Origin of the sequence: Rheinheimera marina (assembly GCF_042654345.1) — a bacterium.
Lineage (GTDB): Bacteria > Pseudomonadota > Gammaproteobacteria > Enterobacterales > Alteromonadaceae > Pararheinheimera > Pararheinheimera marina.
Genome location: NZ_JBHSGB010000006.1, coordinates 359,530 through 382,706 on the forward strand (window position 1 = coordinate 359,530; position 23,177 = coordinate 382,706).

A 23,177-nucleotide genomic window follows, 5' to 3' on the forward strand; every position below is an offset into this window, starting at 1 on the left:
CCGTTTTTTTCCTGGCCGCCACCCTGGGTAACCCCACTACTTCAAGCTATAAAGGTGTCGGCATCAACCGGTCTACGTAAGGATTATTATGAGTTCTCAAACTATTACCGTCATCAAAGGTGATGGCATTGGTCCAAGCATTGTCGAAGCTGCTATTCAGGTTCTGGATAAAGTAGGTTGTAACTTCAGCTACGAGTATGTAGATGCTGGCTTAACTGCGCTGGAAAAAACCGGCGAGTTATTACCACAAGCTACGCTGGATGCGATTGCACGTAATAAAATCACCTTAAAAGGCCCGCTGACCACGCCAGTTGGTGAAGGTTTTACGTCTATCAACGTGACGTTACGCAAGAAATTCAACCTGTACTCCAACGTACGTCCGGTGATTTCGTTTAAAGGCACCAAAGCCCGTTACGAAAACATCGACATCATCACTATCCGTGAAAACACCGAAGGTATGTATTCAGGTGCTGGCCAAGTCGTGAAAGAAGAAGGCACAGTGGCCGAAGCCATGAGCATAGTGACGAAAAAAGGCTCAGAGCAGATTGTTGAGTTTGCCTTTGAAACGGCCCGCCGCGAAAAGCGCAAAAAAGTCACTGCAGTGCATAAAGCCAACATCCTGAAATCAACTTCTGGCTTATTCCTGAAAACGGCCCGCGAAGTGGCTGCCCGTTACCCGGATATCGAATTTGGCGAAATGATCGTTGATAACGCCTGTATGCAGCTGGTGATGAACCCGCAGCAGTTTGACGTCATTGTCACCACCAACCTGTTTGGTGACATTCTGTCTGATCTCTGCGCCGGTTTAGTCGGTGGTTTAGGTATGGCGCCAGGTGCCAACATCGGCAAAGACTGTGCCGTCTTTGAAGCGGTACACGGCAGTGCACCGGATATCGCCGGTAAAAACCTGGCCAACCCAAGCTCAGTGATCCTGGCCTCTATTCAGATGCTGGAATACCTGGGCATGAAAGACAAAGCCGAAAAAATTCTCGCTGCAGTCAAAGATGTGATTGCGACGGGCGACCGCACTACCCGCGATTTGGGCGGTACCCATGGCACCACGGACTTTACTGCCGCAGTGCTGGAACGCCTGTAATTGAAAGAAGCCGCTGAAAAGCGGCTTTTTTTATCACTGAAACTCAGTGTTTCTGCCACAGCGTTAAAGCAGTTCAGCCTCTGCATCGCGCTAAGCTCAGGCATGGTTTAGCATAAGCCGGGCCTGCGTTGCAGTGCCTCACCCTGTTGTCAGTCACCTCACTCTGGATAAGGAACTTTTGGATGTACCAGCTCTATTTTTCGCCTTCAACCGCCAGCATGGCACCGCATATTCTGCTGGAAGAATTACAGGCAGAGTACGAACTGGTGCTGACAGACACCGCCACAGCGTCGCATAAATCGGCAGACTACCTGAAGCTGAACCCCAACGGCTTAATTCCGACTTTAGTGGACGGCGAGCTGGTGTTATTTGAAACCGCGGCTATCTGCCTGCACTTATGTGATAAACATGCGGATAAAGCCTTAATGCCCGCGCCAGGCAGCGCCCAGCGTGGTGAGGCCTATAAATGGCTGTTCTGGTTATCAGCCACCTTACAAAGTGCGCTCATTGTGTATTTTTATCCGGAACGTTGGGTCGAAGGCGAACAAAACGCGGCCGATGTGAAAGCCCATGCCCAAGCCAAAGTGCTGAGCCTGCTGGAGCAAATGGAACAGCAAGTTGCCAGTCACTGTGGCCATTGGTTTTTGGGCGATGAATTCTCGCTGCTGGATATTTACGCCATGATGTTATGCCGCTGGACCCGCAATTTCTCAGGCAAAAAAGCCCGGGATTTCCCATTTCTTGCATTGTGGCTGCAACGTATGCTGGCACGCCCTGCGGTGCAAAAGGTCTATGCCAAAGAAAACATCCAACCGCCGTTCGTTTAACTGACAGGCTCAAGCGGTTTGCTGCTTGAGTGGATACGGATCACAAAGACCACAGCATCCACACTGCCGGTCAGGTTAAGCGTCTGCACCGGCTGTTGCTGCCAGCCTAAATCCAGCGTTTTGAGTTCAAGCTGCTTTGTTGCCATCGTCAGTAGTGCAGTTCCCTGCGCCAGAAAAACCCCAAGGCAAACCAGGTCGTCGCCGGGCTCCATAAGGTAAGGCAAGGAGTGCACCTCCAGACTGGCCCGCACAGCGCCGCGCCGGCTCATCAGATTAAAGTCGCGAATGGCACCATCTATCAGCCCGCAGTGCACCGGCGTTTCACCGGCAAATGCAAAGGGCTGATAGGGGCTGATCAGCTCGACCTGCTCAGCAGGCAGCTGCAGGAAAAAACCTGCGCCTTGCAACAACAAAATAATGCGGTCAATACCAGGAAAATGGGAGAACGGCCCGTCACTTGCCACTTCAGCAATAGACAAGCGCCACAACAGGCCGTGCTCATCATCCTGACGCAGCAGCTGATGGGTAATACCACCGCCATTTTGCCAGGGTTGAGTCAGCCATTGTTCCGGCCTAATCAATCGGAAAGGACCCGCATCAGGCTTTACAGACATGTACAGTGACCTCTTCCCTGTCATGGTACAAATGCTTGGCCTGGAAACGGACCCGAAGCCCAGCTTCTTTCAGTTTTTGCTGCATAGCCTCCAGCACTTCAGCCACAGTTTCGTAGCGTTTTTTCATTGGCAGTTTCAGGTTAAAAATACTTTCCTGACACCAGCCGTTGATCAGCCAGTCACAGACCAAATCACCAACCCGTTGTGGCTTTTCAATCATGTCACACACCAGCCAATACACGTTTTTCTTGTCCGGCGTGTATTTAAATCCATCGACCTGATAATGCTTCACCTGGCCTGTGTCCATTAAACTGTCGGCCATCATGCCGTTGTCGATGGCAACCACCATCATGCTGCGTTTCACCAGCTGATAGGTCCAGCCACCGGGGCATGCGCCTAAATCCACCGCATTCATGCCAGACGCCAGGCGGGTTTCCCATTCATCTTTCGGAATAAACTGAATAAAGGCTTCTTCCAGTTTCAGCGTGCTGCGACTTGGCGCTTCAGACGGAAACTTCAGCCGCATAATGCCATTTTCCAGCGGGCTGTTATTTTCCGGGTAAGACAGGCCCAAATAAGCCTCTTTGCCGGATAACATAAACAAATGCAGCACAGGCGCACGCTGGTTTTCTTTTTTCAGCAACACGCCGCACTGACGCAGTGCCTGACGCAGTGGCACTGTGAATTTGCGGGCCAGAGTCGACAGCGTTTTACCATCATTGGTTTCCGGGTATTCCACCCGCAGCTCGCCCAGGTTGCGCAGCTCGGCTCCCAAGGCGGCCTGTACTACGGCAGAGACCCGGTCTGCCGGGTCCAGTTCCAGCTTTTCGTCCACCAATAAACACCACTGGCGGGCGAAGATCAGCTTGTCGAAGTCATAGTCACGGTAAAAGCTGGCCAGGCTTTCGCTGTCGTAGGCTTCAAAAATCACAAAAGCGCTGTTATTGCTTAGTTTGCAAAACCCGGCCACACCTTGCTGACCCGCTTTGTCCTGGATTTCCGCCGCACATTCTTTTTCAAAACCAGCACGGCAATAGAGTAAAAGTTGTCTCATGTTATTTCCTGATCCAGGGGCTTAACGCCAGCAACAGCCAGCTGATAATTAATAATTGTCCGGACAAAGGTGCCAGCTGGCCAAAATGCAGGCTCCAGCCAAACACCCCGCCCACTAAAGTAACAACAAACCCACAACTGCCCAGGTGAAACGCCAGCGCAACCAGCCGGCTTAACCAAGGGCTTTTTTGTTGCAGGTTTTCGGCAGCACCCAGCACCAATAAAGCCAGGCAATGTAAGGTAAGAATAAAGCCCGCGCTGAGCAGCACCGCCAGTTGACTGCCGGTCAGGCTGGACTGCCACAGATGCATCAGCGCCGCTGCACCACCGACACAGACAGCGCCATACAAAGCCGCCAGGCTGGTGTTAAGTTTCCAGAATAACGTCATCAATAAATCTCCCGGTCCGCTCTGCCGCCTGTTGCAGCAGTTGCTGCTGAGTCAGGCCACTGGACTTCAGCGGTTTAAAATCATGGTCTGCGCTGCGAAGCCAGTTCACTTCTACTTCAGGCCAACTTAACGAGCAGAGCTCTGCAGCAGTGCCAAAAGGGTCACGCTCGCCCTGCATCACTAGGACCGGCCGTCGCAATGTGTCGAAATGCCCGGTTCGCCAGCTGTCTTTTTTCGGCGGATGAAAGGGGTAGCCATAACAGCACACTGCTTTCACAGCAGCGGGCACCTCACCGGCAATACCAGCACAGAGCATAGTGACGACGCGCGCGCCCATGGATTTTCCAGCCAGTATTAGCGGCAAATCTGTCGCCATCCCAAAGAGCTCTTCTTGCAGCTGCGCAATTAATACCGGCATTTTTGGCGGTGGCCGCCGCTGTCCGGCCAGACACTGCTGCATATAGGCAAAGTTAAAGCCCCATACGTCAATGCCCTGCGCTGCCAGATGGCTTGCAAGCTGCTGACAAAACTCAGACTGCACTGGCGCACCGGCGCCGTGACAGAGCAACATACGGGCTTTGGCAGAAACCGCCGCTTTTAGTAATTCAGCCATCGCGGATTAATCTGGCGTGCTGTTATTAAAATAGTGCTCAGCAAAATCCTGCTGATCCAACTCCACTTGCCGGGCTATCCATTGGCGAAACGCCACTATTTTTCCAAGCTCAACCTGGCTTTCCCGGCACACCAGGTAATGCGAGTCTTTGCTCAGCAATACATGGTTAAAAGGCACGATCAGCCGTCCTGAATTTATATCTGGCCTTGCCATCACGTTGTGCGCCAATGCCACGCCCTGACCATGAATAGCCGCCTGCAATACCATAGCGGTATGCGAAAAAATAGGCCCCTGGTTCACATTAAAGTTTTTAATGCCTTGCCCGACAAACCAGTCTTTCCAGGCCTGGCGCGACCCATCGTGCAACAGGGTATGAAACTTCAGATCCTGTACATCTTTCAGCGGTTTGCCGCTGGTCAGCAATAAAGGTGAACAGACCGGCAATAAGTATTCGGTATGCAGCTTATCCGCATGCAAGCCACGCCAGCTGCCTCGGCCATAATAAATGGCCACGTCCACGTCATCGGTCAAGGACCCTTCGTCTGAATCCACCGCTTTGATCCGCACATCAATGTCACTGTGGGCTTCACTGAATTTACTCAAACGCGGCACCAGCCACTGAATGGCAAAACTCGGCTGCAGGCTGACGGTCAGCGAGCCCTTAGCACCACGCGCCAGCAGCTTCTCAGTTGCTTCATGCAGCTGAGAAAAAATCTCTTTAATATCAAGAAAAAAGCTCTGGCCTTCTTCGGTCAGTAACAAAGACCGGTTTTTCCGCATAAACAGCTTCAGGCCCAGATGGTCTTCCAGCGCTTTGATCTGATGGCTAATCGCCGCCTGGGTGACAAACATTTCCTCAGCGGCTTTGGTAAAACTCAAATGCCGTGCTGCGGTTTCAAAAGCTTTTAGCGCATTCAGAGGAGGTAAACGCCTTGCCATGGCTGGAGTCCTGAAGATTTTAATAAGTTTTTTTAATGTAAAAGCAGTATAAGCCAGAGCTGATGGGCTTCACCAGCTCTGTTTGAGGGAGGACGTCGTTATGCTTTTGGTACGTAACCTTCGATATGCACATCGGCACCTTCGAATAAAAACTGCTGCATGGCGTCTTCCAGCAGTTTGCGGTGCTCCAGATTCATCATATTCAGCTTTTTCTCGTTAATCAGCATCACTTGCTTGGCTTGCCATAAGGCCCAGGCTTCTTTGCTGATGGAATCAAAAATCTTTTTGCCAAGCTCACCCGGATACAGCTGAAAATCCAGCCCTGGCGCTTCTTTCTTTAAATAAACACAATTAACCTGACGTGACATGCTGCACCTCACAGTAAAAAATTTGCGCTAGTTTAAACCAGTGCGGGTTAAGCCCCAAGCATTAATCCGTTTCGTCCTGCAACCGGGCTTTTATCCAGCTGCGGATTGGCGCAGGCAAACCAACGCTTTCCAGTTGTTTTCTGCTGTACCAGCTTTGCTCTGGTTTGGTCTCAGCCACTTCCAGTTGCCAGACTTTTGCCTGCAGTTTGTAGTGCGAAAACACATGGTTAAATTCGCCCTGCAGCACCGCCTTCGGCTCAGTCTCTACCTGGGGCAAAGCCCAGAGATCAGCCCAAATACCGGTTGAAGGCCGCTTTTCCAGCAATAACAACCCTTGTTGCTGCACCCAGAGAAAATGCCCCTGTTTGACCGGCGTTTGTTTTTTTGGTTTGGCTGTTGGTAATTCAGCAACCCGATTTTGCTGATAAGCCAGGCAGTCGGCCTGCAACGGACAACGCTCACACAACGGCTGACGGGGTTTACAGATGGTTGCGCCCAGATCCAACAAGGCCTGAGCAAAACTGCGGTTCTGTTTCAAAGGCGTCAGCTGTTCTGCCAGCGTCCAGAGTTTTTTATCGACGGCCGAGCTTGTGGGCACGCCTTCGATGGCAAAAAGCCGGCAGAATAAGCGCCGCACATTGCCGTCCACAATAGGCCCCCAGCTATCGTAAGCAAAAGAGCGAATTGCACCTGCGGTGTAGCGGCCAATACCAGGAATAGCCAGCAAATCCGCCAGCTCAAATGGGAAATCGCCAAGCCCGGCAATGGTTTTCGCTGCTTTATGCAGATTGCGCGCCCGGGCGTAATAGCCCAACCCCTGCCATAAGGCCATCACCTGATCCGTCTCTGCCTGAGCTAAATCAGCCACGTCTGGAAATGCCGCCATCCAACGCTCGAAATAAGGGATCACGGTGCTAACCTGGGTTTGCTGCAACATCATTTCGCTGACCAGCACCCGGTAAGGGCTGGGGTTTTGCTGCCAGGGCAAGCTATGGCGGCCCTGACTGGCTTGCCACTGGATGATCGTTTCAGAAAACAATGAAGGAGACTGTAAAAACAACGACACGCTAAGCTACCCATCTGGAAAAACGCCGCCATTCTAGCATCGAATGCAGCTTTGGCACCTCGTATTAGTTGAGCTGACTGCACAGAATAAGGATAATACGCGGCCAATTTATAGCGGAGAGTCTTTGATGAGCGAGCAGCAGCACCCAACCGATCAGCCTGAACAACCACAGGAAGAAAAATTCCTGCGTAAAATCAGAAGCTTTGTGCTGCGAGAAGGCCGCCTGACCAAAGGCCAGCAACGTAGTCTGGACCTGTTCTGGCCAACCATGGGTCTGGAACATCAGGCCACATCTTATGATTTCAGCCAGATTTTTGGCCGCCAGGCCCCTTTAGTGCTGGAAATCGGCTTTGGCATGGGCAAGTCGCTGGTTCAGATGGCGAAAGAAGCACCGGAAAAAGACTTTATCGGTATTGAAGTGCACAAACCTGGTGTCGGCGCCTGTCTGGGGGAAGCCGAAACTCATGCTGTGAAAAACCTGCGTCTGTTTGAACATGACGCCGTTGAAATTCTGGAACAGAGTGTAGCCGACAATACGCTGGACACAGTGCAGCTGTTTTTCCCGGATCCATGGCATAAAAAACGTCACCACAAACGCCGCATTGTGCAGCCTGAATTTGTCCAGTTGCTGCGTCGCAAGTTAAAACCAGGTGGCGTCTTCCATATGGCGACTGACTGGGAAAACTATGCCGAACATATGCTGGAAGTAATGAGTGCAGCCGAAGGCTACCAGAATCTGTCTGCCAGCAACGACTACGTACCGCGTCCGGACCATCGTCCACTGACCAAATTTGAAAACCGCGGTGTGAACTTAGGTCATGGCGTCTGGGATCTGATGTTTAAGAAGGTTAATTAAGATGCTTGATAACAGCAGCCTGATGGTAGTACGCAACAGCGCTGATTTAAAAGGCTCGGTGCTGGTGGTGGAGCCGCCAGCCGACCGTTTAGTCGTTGAACTGAAATCGCTGGGGCTGCAAGCCCGCTGTTTTACCACCAATGCTGCTGTTGCTCACAACTGGCAAAGCCTGAGTGCTGAGCCAGCCTTTTTGGGTGAACTGCCAACAGAACAGTTTGATTCAATTCTGATCTTTCACCCCAAAAGCAAAGAGCAGTTACCTGCTCTGCTACAGCAACTGAAAGCTGTGGTCAAAGCTGACAGCCAGTGTTTTTTAGTCGGAGACAATAAAGGCGGCATTAAAAGCCTGCCTGCACTGGCCGAAAAAATTGGCGTCAAAGTTTACAAACTGGACAATGCCAAACATTGCCTGTGGTTTGAGCTGGACCATCTGGCCGAAATGAGCGGCAGCCAAAGCGGTTTTCTCCAGTTTCCTCTGGTCAGTGGCACGACAGAACTGACTATTTGTTCCAAACCTGGCGTGTTTAATCACGGCAAACTGGATTTAGGTACTAAGTTGCTGCTGGAACATCTGGGGCATGTGCAAAAAGGCAAAGTACTGGATTTCGGCTGTGGCGCCGGTATTGTCGGTGCTTACCTGAAAAAGAATCACAGTGCCATTGAGCTGGTGGCCAGCGACATCAGCACTCTGGCGGTCGAATCGAGCAAAGCCACTCTGGCGGCCAATCAGCTGGCCGGCACAGTGCTTTGTGCTGATGGCTTACCAGCCAAAGCCGGACCTTTTGACCATATTGTCAGTAACCCGCCGTTTCACACTGGCTTAAAAACCGATTATCAAATCAGTGAGTTGTTTTTCCAAAGTGCAAAGCAGCAATTAAAAGCCGGTGGCAGTCTGACCTTGGTTGCCAATGTGCACCTGCCTTATGCAGAACAACTGAAAAGCCTGTTTTCACAGGTAAAAGAGCTTGGTCGGCGCGACGGTTTTGTGGTTTATTATTGTCAGTAACCACCACTACGGATCGCCATAATGCGTTGGATTGCCCCGCTATGTTTATTGTTCGCTAGCCAGGCTCAGGCTGCTGAATGCATTCAGGCGCCCAGTCGCACTCAGGCCTGCCCTCATATGGTGTATCGTTTGGGCCAGCTACCTGGCATGGAAAAACCAGCAGTCCTGTGCATTTGTGCCAGCGATTTTCAAAAGTTTCTGCATAAACCTAAAGATCCCACCGATGCCCAGTTACTGCAGCTAAAAAAAATGCAGCTGGAAAGCGAGCTGGGCCAGCCAATAGACCCAATACTCGCGGTGCTAAAAAGCCACTGATTACTCAGCCAACACTATCTGGCGCGGATAAAAGGCCCCTAAATATTCTTCCTGGTGCTGCAGCAATGCCGGCACCAGAAACAACTTGCCTGCCTCGACCCAATAAATCGCGTTTTGTTTAAAACGAATGGCTAAATCCACAGCTTTGGATTTTTCGCATAACACGGCCCAGCTTTTTTCCTGAAAGGATAAGTCAGGTGAACAGCCAATAATGGCTCGATACGGCAGGTTTAATTGGTCAAGAAAGTCAGAGAAATGTTTGTCGAGAAGTAAGTTTTGTGAAGGATGATGCAGGTCACCTGCGGGATTTTGAGCGCTGATAATGGCAAAACTTATATCCTGCCCCAGCCGCTGATGGCATAAAAACACGCTACTTTTGTACTGATCCCATTAGTCCATGTGTTCACTCCTGTATCAGACCGAAACTACTATAAACCGCTTTTATTTTTTTGTCGCTGCTGAACAGTTGCAATTGAATGTAACTTCAATACTATAAGGTGAGGACGTACAGAAAATCGCGGATGGATCAATGAGTTCTGCGTTAAAAGCAACATCAATGAAAGGCGCATTGATATGGGTGGTTATGCTGATTTGCAGCATCACTTTATGTGTCTCTTTGACTATAGCGACCTTGCAGGACATCAAAGCAGAAAAGAAAAACCTGTCAGAACAGCTGCATGCTTACGCCGCCATTATTGCTTTTAATGCGGTAGGTTCACTGGAAATTGACGACCCCGAAATTGAAGATAAACGTCTGGCATCCTTCGCGGCCGAGCCTCGCCTGACCAATATTCATATTTATAAACAGCAGGAAAACGGCGAGCTGACATTTTTTGCCAGTTACAACCGCCGCGACATCGGGCCTTATCCAACTCAGTTTTCCCGGGTCGAGCAGCTGAAAAACACCCTGTTAAGCGAAGGTGCCATGGAGCTGAGCCAGGCGATTGAAAGTGACGGCAAACGCTTGGGTTATGTTTATGTGCGCTCCAGCCTGGATGAGCTGAGTGACTATGTGCAAAACCGCGTGTTGTTCGACATTCTGATTGCCCTTTGCTCATTAATTGGTGCCTTTATCCTGGCTATTCGGTTGCAAAACCGCTTTACCCAGCCGATCTATAGCCTGCTGTCACTGGTACAGAAAGTGTCGAAAGACAAGGATTACCATGTGCGGGTACCAGCGATGGAGATTATCGAATTCCATAATCTGGGCCGTGCCGTCAACACCATGCTGGACCGTACTGAGCAGCAAATTAATAAACTGCAGGGTGCGGAATCTGAAATACGTCAACTGAACCAGGATCTGGAACATAAAATCAGTGAGCGCACTCTGGCACTGAAAAGCTCCAACCAGGACTTACTGAATACCTTATCCACTCTGCATCAGTATCAGAATCAAATTGTAGAAACTGAAAAAATGGCCAGCCTGGGCCAGATGGTGGCCGGAGTCGCCCATGAGGTTAATACACCTATTGGCTTAGGCGTCACAGCCTCAACTTTAATGCAGGACAAACTGCTGGAAATTCAGCGGGCTTTTGATGATAAAAAACTAACGTCAAGCCAACTGGCCAAATTCCTGTCGGACAGTAGCGAAAACCTTGGCATTATTTACCGTAATCTGGAGCGCGCGGCCAACCTGATCCGCAGCTTTAAACAAGTGGCAGTGGACCAGTCGAATGACAACAGACGCATGTTTAATATGTCGCAGCTACTGAACGAAGTACTGCTGTCCTTGCGGCCCAACCTGAAAAAAACTCAACACCAAGTGTTGATTGAATGTGATGAGCAGCTGGAGTTTGAAAGCAAACCAGGCCCAATCAGTCAGATCTTAATCAACCTGATTATGAACAGTCTGATCCACGCCTTTGAACAAACCGAACAAGGGCAAATATCCGTCAGCGTGACGCTGGCCAACAGTCGCTGCTTTCTGCATTACAAAGACAATGGCTGTGGCGTACCAGAAAACATTAAAAAACGTATTTTCGACCCCTTTGTCACCACCAAAAGAGGTGAAGGTGGCAGCGGTTTAGGTATGCATCTGGTCTATAACCTGGTTACTCAGGCGCTGAATGGCAAAATCCAACTGGACAGTACCTTGGGCCAAGGCATTGATATCCACATAGATTTTCCGGTTATACCCAAATAGCAAAAAAGTATTTCCAATTTCAGCCTTTAAGGTGTTGCTAATTGTTAACAATTGTACTTGTTAACAATTGGACCGATCTATATAATTGCGCAGACATTTGCCATGGGCAAACAGCCAATTATTTAATTTAATTTCAAACACTTAAATATAATTAATAAGGTTTTAGCACAATGCAGACTCCTGTGATTCTGATCGTTGAAGACGAGGAAGTAACTCGCCTGAACCTGGTAAGCCTGTTTCAGGGCGAAGGCTATCAAGTGCTGGAAGCAATCAACGGCGAAGAAATGAACCAGCAACTGTCAGAGCAGAAAGTGGATCTGATCGTGATGGACATTAACCTGCCGGGCAAAAACGGTTTAATCCTGGCGCGTGAATTACGTCAGAAAGAAAACCTGGGCCTGATCTTCCTGACCGGCCGGGACAGTGAAGTCGATCGCATTTTAGGCCTGGAAATCGGTGCAGACGATTACCTGACCAAACCATTTAACCCACGTGAACTGACTATTCGGGCCCGTAACTTATTAAACCGGACGGTAAACCAGCCGGTCGCGGAAGAACACAAAAGTGTGGTTCGCTTCAACGGTTGGGTACTGGATGAAAACAGCCGCAACCTGACCTCCCCTACCGGAGAGTCACGTCGTCTGCCAAAAGGTGAATACCGTGCTTTACGTTTGATGCTGGACAGCCCGGGCAAAATTTTTACCCGTGAACAACTGATCCGTCATATGACTGGCCGTGAGCTGCGTCCGAATGACCGGACTGTGGATGTGACCATCCGCCGGATCCGTAAGCATTTTGAATCAGAGCAGGATTGCCCAGAGCTTATCAGCACTATTCACGGTGAAGGTTACCGTTTTGTCGGAAAGCTGGAAAAATAATTCAGACAGCTTCCAGATAGTCTTCCAGAGCGGCCAGGTGCCGCTCTATTGTTAAGTGAAAGTCCACCAGCTGTTTTTCCATACCCTGCCACTGCACAGGCTGTTCAGTCTCAAGCTGTTTAGCTTGCTGCTGCACCCATAACAAGCCAACGGACGAAGCAGCTCCTTTGAGTTTATGCGCCGCATCACGGAACTCCTGCTCCTGCTGTTTCACTGCAGTTTCAATCATCTTATTGATATAACCGGGCATCAGCTGAGCAAATAGCTGCACACTGCGCTGCATGGTTTGCACACCCAGCGACTGCAGGTAATCATCCAGCGTGTCCAGATCAAGAATATCCGAACTACGCTGGGGTTTGAGCTGGGTATTGTTGCCAGCGCCGGTGCCAAATAACTCATTAAGCAGCTGGTCCAGCTTATTGGTGTTGATAGGTTTGGCCAGTGAACCTTCAACCCGAATGCCATTTAACTGCTCCTGCGCTTTACGCACATTGGCACTAAGCACCACCACAGGCAGGTCGACGAGGTCAGGTTCAGAGCGAATGTAGCGGGCAATTTCATCCCCTGTCATATCTGGCAGCTGCATATCCAGCAGTACTAAATCTAAGTCGTCTTCGGTTTCCAGCAGTGCCATGGCATCTTCGCCGGTTTCCGCCAGCACCACCTGATGGCCGCGTTGTTCCAGCAGATTGGTAGCAATTTCAGCATTCAGCGGCACATCTTCCACCAGCAGCACTGTCAGCGCCGGATGCAGGGGCAAGGCTTCAGGCTGCGGTGGCGCCAGCAACTGAGTCGGTAGCCGCACGCTAAAACAACTGCCGCTACCGGTTTTGCTCTGCAGGCTGATACTGCCGTCCATGGCTTCCACCAATGAACGCGATACCGACAAGCCGATCCCTGAACCGACCATACTGAGCCTGCGACCGTCGCTGGATTTATAGTACATATCAAAGATACGTTGCTGCTCAGCTTCAGCCACCCCAATGCCGGTATCCCGTACATGGAACACCAGCTCATCGCCGGATTGCTCACTAAACTCCAGCTCCAGCAGCACCTGCCCTTTGGCAGTAAACTTCACCGCATTATTAAGCAGGTTCCATAACACCTGCCGCACTCTGGTCGGATCCAGTTTGACATAACAGTCGGCACAGAACTCGGCCGGCGCTATAAACTCCAGCCCTTTTTGTTGGCAGATCAGGCTGGCGAAATTACAGATATCCCGGACAAAATCACCCAGTTGCACACTCTGATACAGAATATCCAGATCCTGCCGGTCAATTTTGTCCAGGTCGATAATGTCGTTGAAGATATTGCCGAGCGTCTCGGCGCTACTAAAGATAGTGTTGCTCCAGCTGCGCTGCTCACTGCTTAGCTGAGTTTCCAGCAATCGCCGGCTCAGGCCGACAATACCATTCAGCGGTGTACGCAGTTCATGGCTTAAGGTGGCAATAAACTTGCCTTTGTCCTGATAGGCTTTTTCCAGTGCCTGCTCAGCCAGTTTACGTGAGGTAATATCACGGCCGAACCCCAGCAAACCAATATAGCGGCTTTGTTTGTCGAAAAATGGCACTTTGCGCATTTCAAACCACATCATCCGCCCATCGGGCGCCTGGTATTCCACATCAAGCGTCATAGCGGTGCGGCTGACGTTCAGTTCCTGGTCAATTAAAATGGCACTTGGCATGGTGTCGGCGTCGAACAACTCCGCTGGATAATGGCCAATCAGTTCTTTGGCCGATTTGCCCATCAGCACTTCAAACATCTTATTGCAGCTGACAATGCGGCCAGTCTCGTCGCGGTAATAGAACAAATCGGGAGAACTGTCGACAATAGAACGCATCAGCAAACTTTGCTCTTCCAGCTCCTGCTGGGTTTTACGGCGCCAGGCAATTTCCCGGCGCAGTTCGTCCACCGCCCGACGTTTTGCCTGAAACGCCTTTTTCCGCTCTTCAATTTCAAAGTTCAGCTGACGAATGGTTTCCTGCATATTCTGGTTCAGCAACCGCTCCTGTCGGATCGAGTCCTGCAGATAGAACAGCGCTTCGTCCAGATGTTGCACCAGGTAAAAACTGATCAGAATAAACACCGGCGAACAGGTCAGCGAAAACAGCAAAGCGCCAAGCACCAGTGGCCACAGCACCACTTCATACAACAGCAGGCTATAAGCACCAGTCAGGACCCCTGTGACGGCCTGCAATAAGATAAAACAGAGGAAAAAGCACTGCAGCCAGCCCCATTGCTTCAGGTAACTGGCAAATTTCCGGATCACAGGATGAACACTGTGTTGCATGCGAGCCTTCAGGGGTTACAGAAAATCATGGTCAGTCTGCCAAAAACACCTCTGCTTGTCGCCATCAATTTGGCCAGTCGGCATGAAAGTGCCAGGCAACAACTTGAATTCAGCCAGCAGCAGCCCAATTTAGCGAATATCTGAGCAAAACACTCAGGTATTCGTTTTTTTCGTTTAAGCCATTCGAAAAAAATCAGCCAAGGCCGCACAAGTTTTATACAGGTCCATAGAAAAAAATATGGTATAAAGTGCGCCAATTTTTAAGGCAGCCCGTATTGCACTGGGTTGTATAAAAACGGACATTGGAGTTTTCATGCCGAGCATAATGCCAGACGTAGCCAACCATGCATCAGCCAGTTACGAAAGTACGCTGGATTGGGTTGGTATGAGCCAGATTGAACTGCCCCTGATGTTCGCCGTTGCCGGCGAAGCACCGCGTCAGGTCAGCAGTAAAGTAGAAGCTTTTGTGAACCTGAAGGATCCAAAGGCCAAAGGCATTCATATGTCACGGCTTTACCTGCTACTGGATCAGCTGTCCAATGAATCCAGCCTGAGTTTTCAGACCTTAAGCCAGCTGCTGCACGATTTTATCAGCAGCCATGAAGAGCTGAGCACCCATGCTTTTGTAAAGTTTGACTTTGACCTGCATCTGCGCAGAAAAGCACTGATCACTGAAAAACAAGGCTGGAAAGCTTACCCTGTCACTATCACTGGTCAGCGCAAAGACGGCAAACTGTCGGTTGAGCTGAAGGTAAATGTGCCTTATTCATCAACCTGTCCTTGTTCTGCAGCACTGGCGCGCCAGTTAATTCAGGAAGCTTTTGTCACTAAGTTCGCCGGCCATAAAGAAGTCAGTATGGAACTGGTGAAAGACTGGTTGGGTACCACTCAGGGTATTGTGGCCACGCCACATAGTCAGCGTTCTGTGGCGGAAGTCAAAGTGAAGTTGAATCAAAGAGTGATCGACTTCCCGGTGATTGCGCTGATTGATGCCATTGAAGATGCGTTACAGACGCCGGTGCAAGCCGCAGTGAAACGCGCAGACGAACAGGAATTTGCCCGCTTAAACGGTCAGAATCTGATGTTCTGTGAAGATGCAGCCCGCCGTTTAAAACAGGCGTTAAATAACCTGACTGAATTCGACGACTTCTGGCTGCGGGTGAACCACTATGAATCTCTGCATGCCCACGACGCTGTGGCTGTGACGGTCAAAGGTGTTGCATCAGGTTACATCGCATAAGTTTCGCATAAAAAATATCTTCTCAATTACAAAAAAGGCCGGTCTAACCGGCCTTTTTTCTATCTCTCCTGGCATTTACTGCCAAAAAAACTAGATTTAATGTAATTAAATTACAAAAAACTGCTGTTCTTTTCGACGGTCTAATGGCCTGGGCTAAGCGGCAAATCTGTCTTGCAATTTCGGCCGAATCTCGGTATATCTAAAAGGCATTTTTATGGATAGACGTCTAAACGGCATAAAAATGCAGCCCAAAGGTCAGCAAACTGCATGAAAGCATAAATGTTGTTTTCTTTCAGTGATAAAAACGCCCATTACAAGAATAATAATTCACTATTTATAAATTTATATTTACTTTTTAGGACAGGTTGGAGGAAGGGTCATGGCGTTGTATCACCACAGTCAGGCGAGAGAGAACTGTGGCTTTGGTCTGATCGCCCATTTAGAAGGCGTCGCCAGCCACCGTATTGTGAGAACTGCGATCAGCGGCTTAGACCGGATGCAGCACAGAGGTGGAATTTCAGCGGATGGGAAAACAGGTGATGGTTGCGGCCTGTTAATGCAAAAGCCCGACAGCTTTTACCGCGCTGTAGCGGAAGAAAAAGGCTGGAGTTTAGGGACTAAATATGGGGTGGGTATTATTTTCCTCAGCCAGGATCCGGTTAAAGCCGAACTGGCACGGGCTATTATTGAGCAGGAAATTACCCGCGAGACTCTGACCCTGGTGGGCTGGCGTGAGATGCCGGTTGATGCATCGGTGTTAGGTGAACTCGCCCTCGATTCCATGCCACAAATTAAACAGGTCTTTGTCAGCGCCCAGCCAGGCTGGGGCGATCACGACTTAGAGCGCCGCCTTTATATGGTGCGCCGTCGTATCGAAAAACAACTGACCGACGACAAAGACTTTTATATCCCAAGCTTTTCTTCGTTGGTGACCGTATTTAAAGGTCTGATGATGCCGGCTGATTTGCCGCGTTTTTATCTGGATCTGGCCGATGTGCGGATGGAAACCTCCATTTGCGTATTCCACCAGCGCTTTTCGACCAATACCATGCCTCGCTGGGCCTTAGCTCAGCCATTCCGTTTCCTGGCCCACAATGGTGAAATCAATACCATTACCGGTAACCGTCAATGGGCGCGGGCACGCCAATATAAATTCGCTTCGCCATTGCTGCCCGATTTGCAGACAGCAGCGCCTTTTGTCAGCCAAAGCGGCTCGGATTCCAGCTCGTTAGACAATATGCTGGAACTGCTGCTGGCCGGCGGTATGGACTTGTTCCGTGCTATGCGTTTGCTGGTACCACCAGCCTGGCAAGGCAACAAGGTTATGGACGACAACCTCAAAGCCTTCTATGAATTCAACTCCATGCATATGGAACCATGGGATGGCCCGGCCGGTATTGTCATGACCAACGGTAAGCATGTGGCCTGTAACCTGGACCGCAATGGCTTGCGCCCTGCCCGTTTTGTTATTACCAAAGACAAGCTGATCACGCTGGCTTCTGAAGTCGGCATTTGGGATTACACACCAGATGAAGTGCAGGAAAAAGGCCGTGTTGGCCCGGGCGAGATGCTGGCGGTGGACACATCAACAGGCAAAATCTGGCGCTCCGAAGAAATTGACGCCGACCTGATGAACCGTCACCCGTACCGCAAATGGTTGTCTGCTAACGTGCAGCGCCTGGTGCCGTACGAGCAGTTTGACAGCGACCTGATTGGCAAACGTGTATTCAGCGACGACGACATGCTGGTGTACCACAAGCTGTTTAACTACAGCTATGAAGAAATCGAGCAAGTGATCAGCGTGCTGGCCAAAGACGGCCAGGAAGCAGTCGGCTCTATGGGTGACGACACCCCGATGGCCGTGCTGTCACAGAAAACCCGTACTTTCTATGACTATTTCCGTCAGCAGTTTGCTCAGGTGACCAACCCGCCAATAGATCCGCTGCGGGAAGCGCACGTGATGTCGCTGGCCACCAGTATTGGCCGCGAGCACAACGTGTTCAGTGAAACGGCTGGTTATGCACGCCGTATTCAGTTTGAATCGCCGGTGATGATGTACAGCGATTTAAAACAGTTGAAAACCGCTGATGAGAAATACTACAAGCACCATATTATTTCGCTGAACTTTGACCCGAGTGAAGAAAGCCTGGAACAGGCCACCCGACGTATTTGTCATGAAGCGGTGCGTGTGGTGCGCGATGACAAAATTGTGCTTGTGATCCTGACTGACCGCCGTATTGCTCAGGGGTTAATCCCTATCCCGGCAGCTATGGCCGTGGGGGCAGTGCACCATGCGCTGATCGACAATCAGCTGCGTTGTGACTCCAACATTATTATCGAAACCGCGTCGGCCCGTGACCCGCACCACTTTGCGGTGCTGGTTGGTTTAGGCGCAACAGGTATTTACCCCTTTATGGTGTACGAGACCATTGAACAGCTGGTGGAAAAAGGCAGCTTAGCGCTGAGCGCCCGCCAGGCTGTACTGAACTACCGCAAAGGTATCAATAAAGGTCTGTACAAAATCATGTCGAAAATGGGTATTTCGACCGTCGCCAGCTACCGCTGCTCCAACCTGTTTGAAGCTGTGGGCATCAATAAAAACGTGATGCAGCTGTGCTTCCCGGATATGCCATCACGCATTCAGGGCGCCGACTTCACTGATTTCCAGCAGGACTTACAAAACCGCGCCAACAGCGCCTGGCTAAAACGTAAGCCACTGACCCATGGCGGCCAGCTGAAATACGTGCACGACGGTGAATACCACGCCTATAACCCGGATGTGGTGCAAAGCCTGCAAAAAGCCGTGCGTTCCGGTAAATATACCGATTACAAAATCTATTCGGACTTTGTGAATCAACGTCCGGTGGCGCATTTACGGGATTTGTTTGAGCTCAATTATGCGGCTGCCAGCCCAATTGCCATCGAACAGGTGGAAGCGCAACAACAGATGTACCCACGCTTTGACAGCGCGGCCATGTCTATTGGCGCCTTAAGCCCGGAAGCGCATGAAGCGCTGGCCATTGCGATGAACCGCTTGGGCGGTCGCTCTAACTCAGGTGAAGGTGGTGAAGACCCCCGCCGCTTTGGCACTGAGAAAAACAGCAAAATCAAACAGGTGGCCTCTGGTCGTTTTGGTGTGACACCGCACTATCTGGTGAATGCTGAAGTTATTCAGATCAAAGTGGCGCAAGGCGCCAAGCCAGGTGAAGGCGGTCAGCTGCCAGGTGAAAAAGTCACGGCTGAAATTGCCCGTCTGCGCTATTCAGTGCCGGGGGTCACGCTGATTTCGCCACCGCCACACCATGATATTTATTCGATTGAAGATTTAGCCCAGCTGATTTTCGATTTAAAACAGGTGAACCCGGACGCTTTGGTGTCAGTGAAGCTGGTGTCTGAACCTGGTGTTGGCACTATTGCCACCGGGGTGGCCAAAGCCTATGCCGACTTAATTACAGTGTCTGGCTACGACGGCGGCACAGGTGCCAGCCCGCTGACGTCGGTCAAATACGCCGGCTCGCCGTGGGAACTCGGTTTGGCGGAAGTGCACCAGGCGTTAGTCGACAACGGTCTGCGTGACCGCGTACGTCTGCAGGTGGATGGTGGTCTGAAAACCGGCCTGGATGTGGTGAAAGCCGCTATTTTAGGCGCTGAAAGCTTTGGTTTTGGTACTGGCCCTATGGTTGCTTTAGGCTGTAAATTCCTGCGCATTTGCCACTTAAATAACTGCGCCACTGGCGTCGCCACTCAGGACGCCACGCTGCGCCGCGACCACTTTAACGGCTTGCCGGAAATGGTGATGAACTACTTTAAGTTCTTATCCCAGGAAGTGCGTGAGCTGATGGCAGAACTGGGTGTGTCTCAACTGACTGACCTGATTGGCCGCACTGATTTATTGTCCGTGCGCCAGGGCCAGACGCAGAAACAGCTGAAACTGGATTTAAGCCCAATTCTGCAATCGTCCGGCGTGCAGTCAAGCAAACCGCTCTACTGTGTGCAGAACAATACGCCATTTGACCCGGGTGCGCTAAACCAGTTACTGGTCGAACGCTGCAAAGACATGGTGCAGTACAAAACCGGTGGCCGCTTAAACCTGGCTATTCGCAATACGGACCGTTCTGTCGGTGCGACTTTGTCAGGCTTAATTGCCCGTCATCATGGCAACCAAGGCATGGCCACTGACCCTATCCAGGTGCAGTTTAACGGTACTGCAGGCCAAAGCTTCGGCGTCTGGAATGCTGGCGGTCTGCATTTATCTTTGCAGGGTGACGCCAACGATTACGTTGGTAAAGGCATGACAGGTGGTCAGCTGGCCATTTACCCACCTAAAGGCGTCAGCTACTCAAAAGACGATGCCACCATTGCCGGTAACACCTGTTTGTACGGCGCCACAGGTGGCCGCTTGTATTTAGCAGGCCGCGCTGGTGAGCGTTTTGCGGTGCGTAACTCCGGCGCTATTGCCGTGGTAGAAGGCACAGGCGATAACTGCTGTGAATACATGACAGGTGGTGTGGTGTTGGTACTGGGTCAGACCGGTGTCAACTTTGGCGCCGGTATGACAGGCGGCTTTGCTTATTTGTTAGATGAACAAGATGATTTGTGCCTGAGGGTAAACCCTGAACTGGTGGAAACGCTGGATGTCAGCATGCCGATTTTGCAGGAACACCTGCGTAGTCTGCTGCATCAACACGTTGAAGCCACCGGCAGTGAGAAAGCCCACCGCATTCTTACTGAGTTCAGTAGTTATTTACCTAAATTCAAGCTGGTGAAACCAAAAACCAGCGATGTAAACACCTTGCTGGGTCACCGTGCGCGCTCGTCTGACGAGTTGCGGGTGCAGGCGATGTAAGGAGCACTCATCATGGCACAAAACGTATACCAGTTTATCGATGTAAAGCGGGTCGACCCGCCAAAGCGCTCGCACCGCGAGCGCACTATTGAATTCGTAGAAATTTACCAGCCAATGACAGAAACCCAGGCGGCAGGTCAGGCCGACCGCTGTCTGGACTGTGGTAACCCCTACTGCGAATGGAAATGCCCGGTGCATAACTACATTCCGCAGTGGCTGAAGCTGGCCAACGACGGCAAGATTATTGAAGCAGCTGAGCTGTCGCATAAAACCAACAGCCTGCCGGAAGTCTGTGGCCGGGTGTGCCCACAAGACCGCTTATGCGAAGGCGCCTGTACCCTGAACGAAGGCTTTGGCGCTGTAACCATCGGCTCCATTGAAAAGTACATTACCGACAAAGCCTTTCAGATGGGCTGGCGGCCGGACTTATCCGCCGTGGTGAAAACCGACAAACGGGTGGCTGTTATTGGCGCCGGCCCGGCAGGCCTGGCCTGTGCTGACGTGCTGATCCGTAACGGTGTTACCCCAGTGGTGTTTGACCGTTACCCAGAAATTGGTGGCCTGCTGACCTTTGGTATTCCGCCATTTAAACTGGAAAAAGACGTACTGAAACTTCGCCGCGAAATCTTTACCGAGATGGGCATTGAGTTTCGTCTGAACACCAATGTCGGTGTAGACGTCAGCTTTGACTCCTTATTGGCCGAGTACGACGCTGTGTTTTTAGCGCTCGGCACCTACACGCCAATGCAAGGTGGTTTAGTCAATGAAGACGCGCCTGGGGTCTATGAAGCACTGCCGTTTTTGATTGGCAACATCAACAACCTGATGGGCTGGCAGACAGAACACCCGTTCGTCGATATGGCCGGCAAAAAAGTGGTGGTATTAGGCGGTGGTGACACCGCAATGGACTGTGTCCGTACCTCGATTCGCCAGGGCGCCAGCCAGGTGATTTGTGCGTACCGCCGCGATGAAGCCAATATGCCGGGTTCGCGCCGTGAAGTGCAAAATGCCCGCGAAGAAGGGGTGGAGTTTCTATTTAACCTGCAGCCACTGGGCATTGAAGTGGACGCAAACGGCAACACCATTGGCGTCAAAGTGGTCACCACCCAAATGGGTGCACCAGACGCCAAAGGCCGCCGCAATGCCGAAGCCGTGCCAGGCTCAGAGCAAGTATTGGCCGCAGACGCCGTGATTGTGGCCTTCGGCTTCCAGCCAAGCCCACCGCAATGGCTGAAAGATATGGGTGTAGCGTTGGATGAAAAAGGCCGTGTGGTGGCCAGTGAAACCAGCCCTTACCCACTGCAAACCAACCAGCAAAAAATCTTCGCCGGTGGCGATATGGTGCGTGGCTCCGACCTGGTCGTCACCGCCATCGCCCAGGGCCGCAAAGCCGCTGAAGGTATTCTGGATTATTTGCAGGTGTAAAGTTGCGGGTTTAACAGTGAAAGGGCGTGGCATTACACGCCCTTTCACTTAATGCTTGATAGCAGCATCGATGACATGTCAACTTACCCTAAAAGCGTTTACTTAAAAAATATGCTACGTCAGGAAAAATAAAAACGCCAAAAGCTCGCAGAAACAGCTTCAAACCACTTATTGAGTAAAACCTAAACCATCTACTCTGTTCAGGATTATTCTCTTACATTAAACAAGCCTTTCAGAATATAACCGACCAAACCTACAACCACTGTCGTTGAAGTAAGCAAGGCAATAATTACTTCCGGTGGAACTTCTCTGCTGTAATCAAACTGCTCACACATGTAAAAGGCAACTACAGTCCACAAAGCAATAAACCATAACCACATTAACCATAAAACATGCGCTGATAACGACCGCTTAAGTTCCGTCGAGGTTCGGGTGTCTTCGGTCTTCGCTCTTACACCATCGGTTTCCGCTCTAGCGCGTTGCTGTACCTCAAGAACGTCCTGATCTGTCGGTTCTGGTTCTATTGGGTCATCCGCTAAAGGTGGTAACTCGAGGTTTAAAGACATTCCACCCTACCCGAATGCAATATCTGCTGATAATGTGGCCGGATCAGGGAGTCTGGAATTATTGCTCCTCTGACCTCGTGACCTTTTTGATCAAACCATACTGAATGCCAAGGACTACCTACTCTGTGAGACAATTCTGAAAGTTGCCCACCACTGAGCCTGGCAAAGTTTCTAACCACATCCTCTAGAATCCGCAAGCTCTCAGTATCGATCCCTGAGGACCTTGTACTTTCAGGCAAATCAGCAAGAGGAATCGGCTGACTTTGGTAGTTTCTAAATCGCCCATAAATCTCAGGGATCACAGGACCATATTGCCAAGCGTTAATTTTTTCATTAATCAATGGTAAGCCACGCTGCGCCAAAGAAATTCCATGGGCAATGTATACCAATTTTTGCACTTGCATTGGTGTTAGCGAATAGCCTGAAGATGCTGCCACCTTAAGCAGATCTATAGCAACATCGACTGCTGGGTACATAACGTTATCTCCCACTTAACTCAAGCCAGTGTTCCAGAATAATACTGTTAAAGTGTACAGCTATCTATCCCACCAAATCAAGGTGAGTACCTCCGTCATGGCCAGATCACCGTTTATTGTGGCAAAAGCCCGACGCTATATTCAGGGCTGCCTTGAATCCTGAACCTGTAA

General features: G+C 50.6%; 21 protein-coding genes. 10 read left to right on the forward strand and 11 right to left on the reverse strand.

Going from position 1 to position 23,177, the window contains the following annotated elements:
- The first annotated feature begins 88 nt into the window (after positions 1-88).
- Positions 89-1,096, forward strand: a complete 1,008-nt coding sequence (locus ACFO3I_RS07675) for an isocitrate dehydrogenase (RefSeq protein ID WP_377333050.1) — start codon at positions 89-91, stop codon at positions 1,094-1,096.
- A 182-nt stretch (positions 1,097-1,278) separates the two neighbouring features.
- Positions 1,279-1,923, forward strand: coding sequence for a glutathione S-transferase family protein (locus tag ACFO3I_RS07680; protein ID WP_377333052.1), 645 nt, complete (start codon positions 1,279-1,281; stop codon positions 1,921-1,923).
- Here ACFO3I_RS07680 and ACFO3I_RS07685 read toward each other — a convergent pair.
- The 7 genes from ACFO3I_RS07685 to mutY all read right to left on the reverse strand — a co-directional run bounded on the left by ACFO3I_RS07685 (position 1,920) and on the right by mutY (position 6,965).
- Positions 1,920-2,537 carry a HutD/Ves family protein gene (locus tag ACFO3I_RS07685; RefSeq protein WP_377333054.1) on the reverse strand — a complete coding sequence of 206 codons (618 nt, stop codon included), beginning with the start codon at positions 2,535-2,537 and terminating at the stop codon, positions 1,920-1,922. The two genes, ACFO3I_RS07680 and ACFO3I_RS07685, sit on opposite strands and share 4 nt — an antisense overlap.
- Positions 2,521-3,591, reverse strand: coding sequence for a 23S rRNA (cytidine(2498)-2'-O)-methyltransferase RlmM (rlmM, locus tag ACFO3I_RS07690; protein ID WP_377333055.1), 1,071 nt, complete (start codon positions 3,589-3,591; stop codon positions 2,521-2,523). Before rlmM ends, ACFO3I_RS07685 begins: the two co-directional genes overlap by 17 nt.
- A 1-nt stretch (position 3,592) precedes the next feature.
- Positions 3,593-3,979: a hypothetical protein gene (locus ACFO3I_RS07695; RefSeq protein WP_377333056.1), complete on the reverse strand. Its 387-nt coding sequence runs from the start codon at positions 3,977-3,979 to the stop codon at positions 3,593-3,595.
- Positions 3,957-4,592 (reverse strand): alpha/beta family hydrolase, encoded by a 636-nt coding sequence (locus ACFO3I_RS07700; protein WP_377333057.1) that lies wholly within the window; start codon positions 4,590-4,592, stop codon positions 3,957-3,959. Before ACFO3I_RS07700 ends, ACFO3I_RS07695 begins: the two co-directional genes overlap by 23 nt.
- A gap of 6 nt (positions 4,593-4,598) precedes the next feature.
- A complete protein-coding gene (locus tag ACFO3I_RS07705) occupies positions 4,599-5,531 on the reverse strand; it encodes a transcriptional regulator GcvA (protein WP_377333058.1) in 933 nt (310 codons plus the stop codon).
- Between the two features lie 98 nt (positions 5,532-5,629).
- Positions 5,630-5,899, reverse strand: coding sequence for an oxidative damage protection protein (locus ACFO3I_RS07710; protein ID WP_377333060.1), 270 nt, complete (start codon positions 5,897-5,899; stop codon positions 5,630-5,632).
- Positions 5,900-5,960: 61 nt separating this feature from the next.
- A complete protein-coding gene (gene mutY, locus ACFO3I_RS07715; protein ID WP_377333061.1) occupies positions 5,961-6,965 on the reverse strand; it encodes an A/G-specific adenine glycosylase in 1,005 nt (334 codons plus the stop codon).
- A gap of 127 nt (positions 6,966-7,092) precedes the next feature.
- On the opposite strand from mutY, the gene trmB reads away from it, so the two are divergent.
- The 3 genes from trmB to ACFO3I_RS07730 are packed head-to-tail and all read left to right on the forward strand — an operon-like array spanning position 7,093 to position 9,142.
- The gene (gene trmB / locus ACFO3I_RS07720) at positions 7,093-7,821 is read left to right on the forward strand and encodes a tRNA (guanosine(46)-N7)-methyltransferase TrmB (RefSeq protein WP_377333062.1); all 729 of its coding nucleotides are present in this window, start codon (positions 7,093-7,095) and stop codon (positions 7,819-7,821) included.
- A 1-nt stretch (position 7,822) separates the two neighbouring features.
- A complete protein-coding gene (locus ACFO3I_RS07725; RefSeq protein WP_377333064.1) occupies positions 7,823-8,827 on the forward strand; it encodes a methyltransferase in 1,005 nt (334 codons plus the stop codon).
- Positions 8,828-8,848: 21 nt separating this feature from the next.
- Positions 8,849-9,142, forward strand: coding sequence for a hypothetical protein (locus ACFO3I_RS07730; RefSeq protein WP_377333065.1), 294 nt, complete (start codon positions 8,849-8,851; stop codon positions 9,140-9,142).
- Here ACFO3I_RS07730 and ACFO3I_RS07735 read toward each other — a convergent pair whose 3' ends face one another.
- Entirely contained in the window at positions 9,143-9,511 is a 369-nt protein-coding gene (locus ACFO3I_RS07735; RefSeq protein WP_377333067.1) for a DUF3293 domain-containing protein, read from the reverse strand. It abuts the gene before it with no gap.
- Between the two features lie 160 nt (positions 9,512-9,671).
- Between ACFO3I_RS07735 and ACFO3I_RS07740 the strand changes: the two genes are divergently transcribed.
- Complete coding sequence (locus ACFO3I_RS07740; protein ID WP_377333069.1) at positions 9,672-11,285, forward strand: ATP-binding protein; 1,614 nt, start codon at positions 9,672-9,674, stop codon at positions 11,283-11,285.
- Between the two features lie 170 nt (positions 11,286-11,455).
- Positions 11,456-12,163: a two-component system response regulator ArcA gene (gene arcA / locus ACFO3I_RS07745; RefSeq protein WP_377333071.1), complete on the forward strand. Its 708-nt coding sequence runs from the start codon at positions 11,456-11,458 to the stop codon at positions 12,161-12,163.
- Position 12,164: 1 nt separating this feature from the next.
- On the opposite strand, the gene ACFO3I_RS07750 is transcribed toward arcA, so the two are convergent.
- Complete coding sequence (locus tag ACFO3I_RS07750; protein ID WP_377333072.1) at positions 12,165-14,453, reverse strand: ATP-binding protein; 2,289 nt, start codon at positions 14,451-14,453, stop codon at positions 12,165-12,167.
- 313 nt (positions 14,454-14,766) lie between these two features.
- Between ACFO3I_RS07750 and folE2 the strand changes: the two genes are divergently transcribed.
- The 3 genes from folE2 (at position 14,767) to ACFO3I_RS07765 (ending at position 21,964) form a co-directional block, all read left to right on the forward strand.
- Positions 14,767-15,693: a GTP cyclohydrolase FolE2 gene (folE2, locus tag ACFO3I_RS07755; RefSeq protein WP_377333074.1), complete on the forward strand. Its 927-nt coding sequence runs from the start codon at positions 14,767-14,769 to the stop codon at positions 15,691-15,693.
- Positions 15,694-16,072: 379 nt separating this feature from the next.
- Positions 16,073-20,539, forward strand: coding sequence for a glutamate synthase large subunit (gltB, locus tag ACFO3I_RS07760; protein WP_377333076.1), 4,467 nt, complete (start codon positions 16,073-16,075; stop codon positions 20,537-20,539).
- 12 nt (positions 20,540-20,551) lie between these two features.
- Positions 20,552-21,964, forward strand: a complete 1,413-nt coding sequence (locus ACFO3I_RS07765; RefSeq protein ID WP_377333077.1) for an FAD-dependent oxidoreductase — start codon at positions 20,552-20,554, stop codon at positions 21,962-21,964.
- A 206-nt stretch (positions 21,965-22,170) separates the two neighbouring features.
- Here ACFO3I_RS07765 and ACFO3I_RS07770 read toward each other — a convergent pair whose 3' ends face one another.
- Positions 22,171-22,530 carry a hypothetical protein gene (locus ACFO3I_RS07770; protein ID WP_377333079.1) on the reverse strand — a complete coding sequence of 120 codons (360 nt, stop codon included), beginning with the start codon at positions 22,528-22,530 and terminating at the stop codon, positions 22,171-22,173.
- Complete coding sequence (locus ACFO3I_RS07775) at positions 22,521-23,006, reverse strand: Panacea domain-containing protein (protein ID WP_377333081.1); 486 nt, start codon at positions 23,004-23,006, stop codon at positions 22,521-22,523. The genes ACFO3I_RS07770 and ACFO3I_RS07775 overlap by 10 nt, the downstream gene beginning before the upstream one ends.
- Between the last annotated feature and the right edge of the window lie 171 nt (positions 23,007-23,177).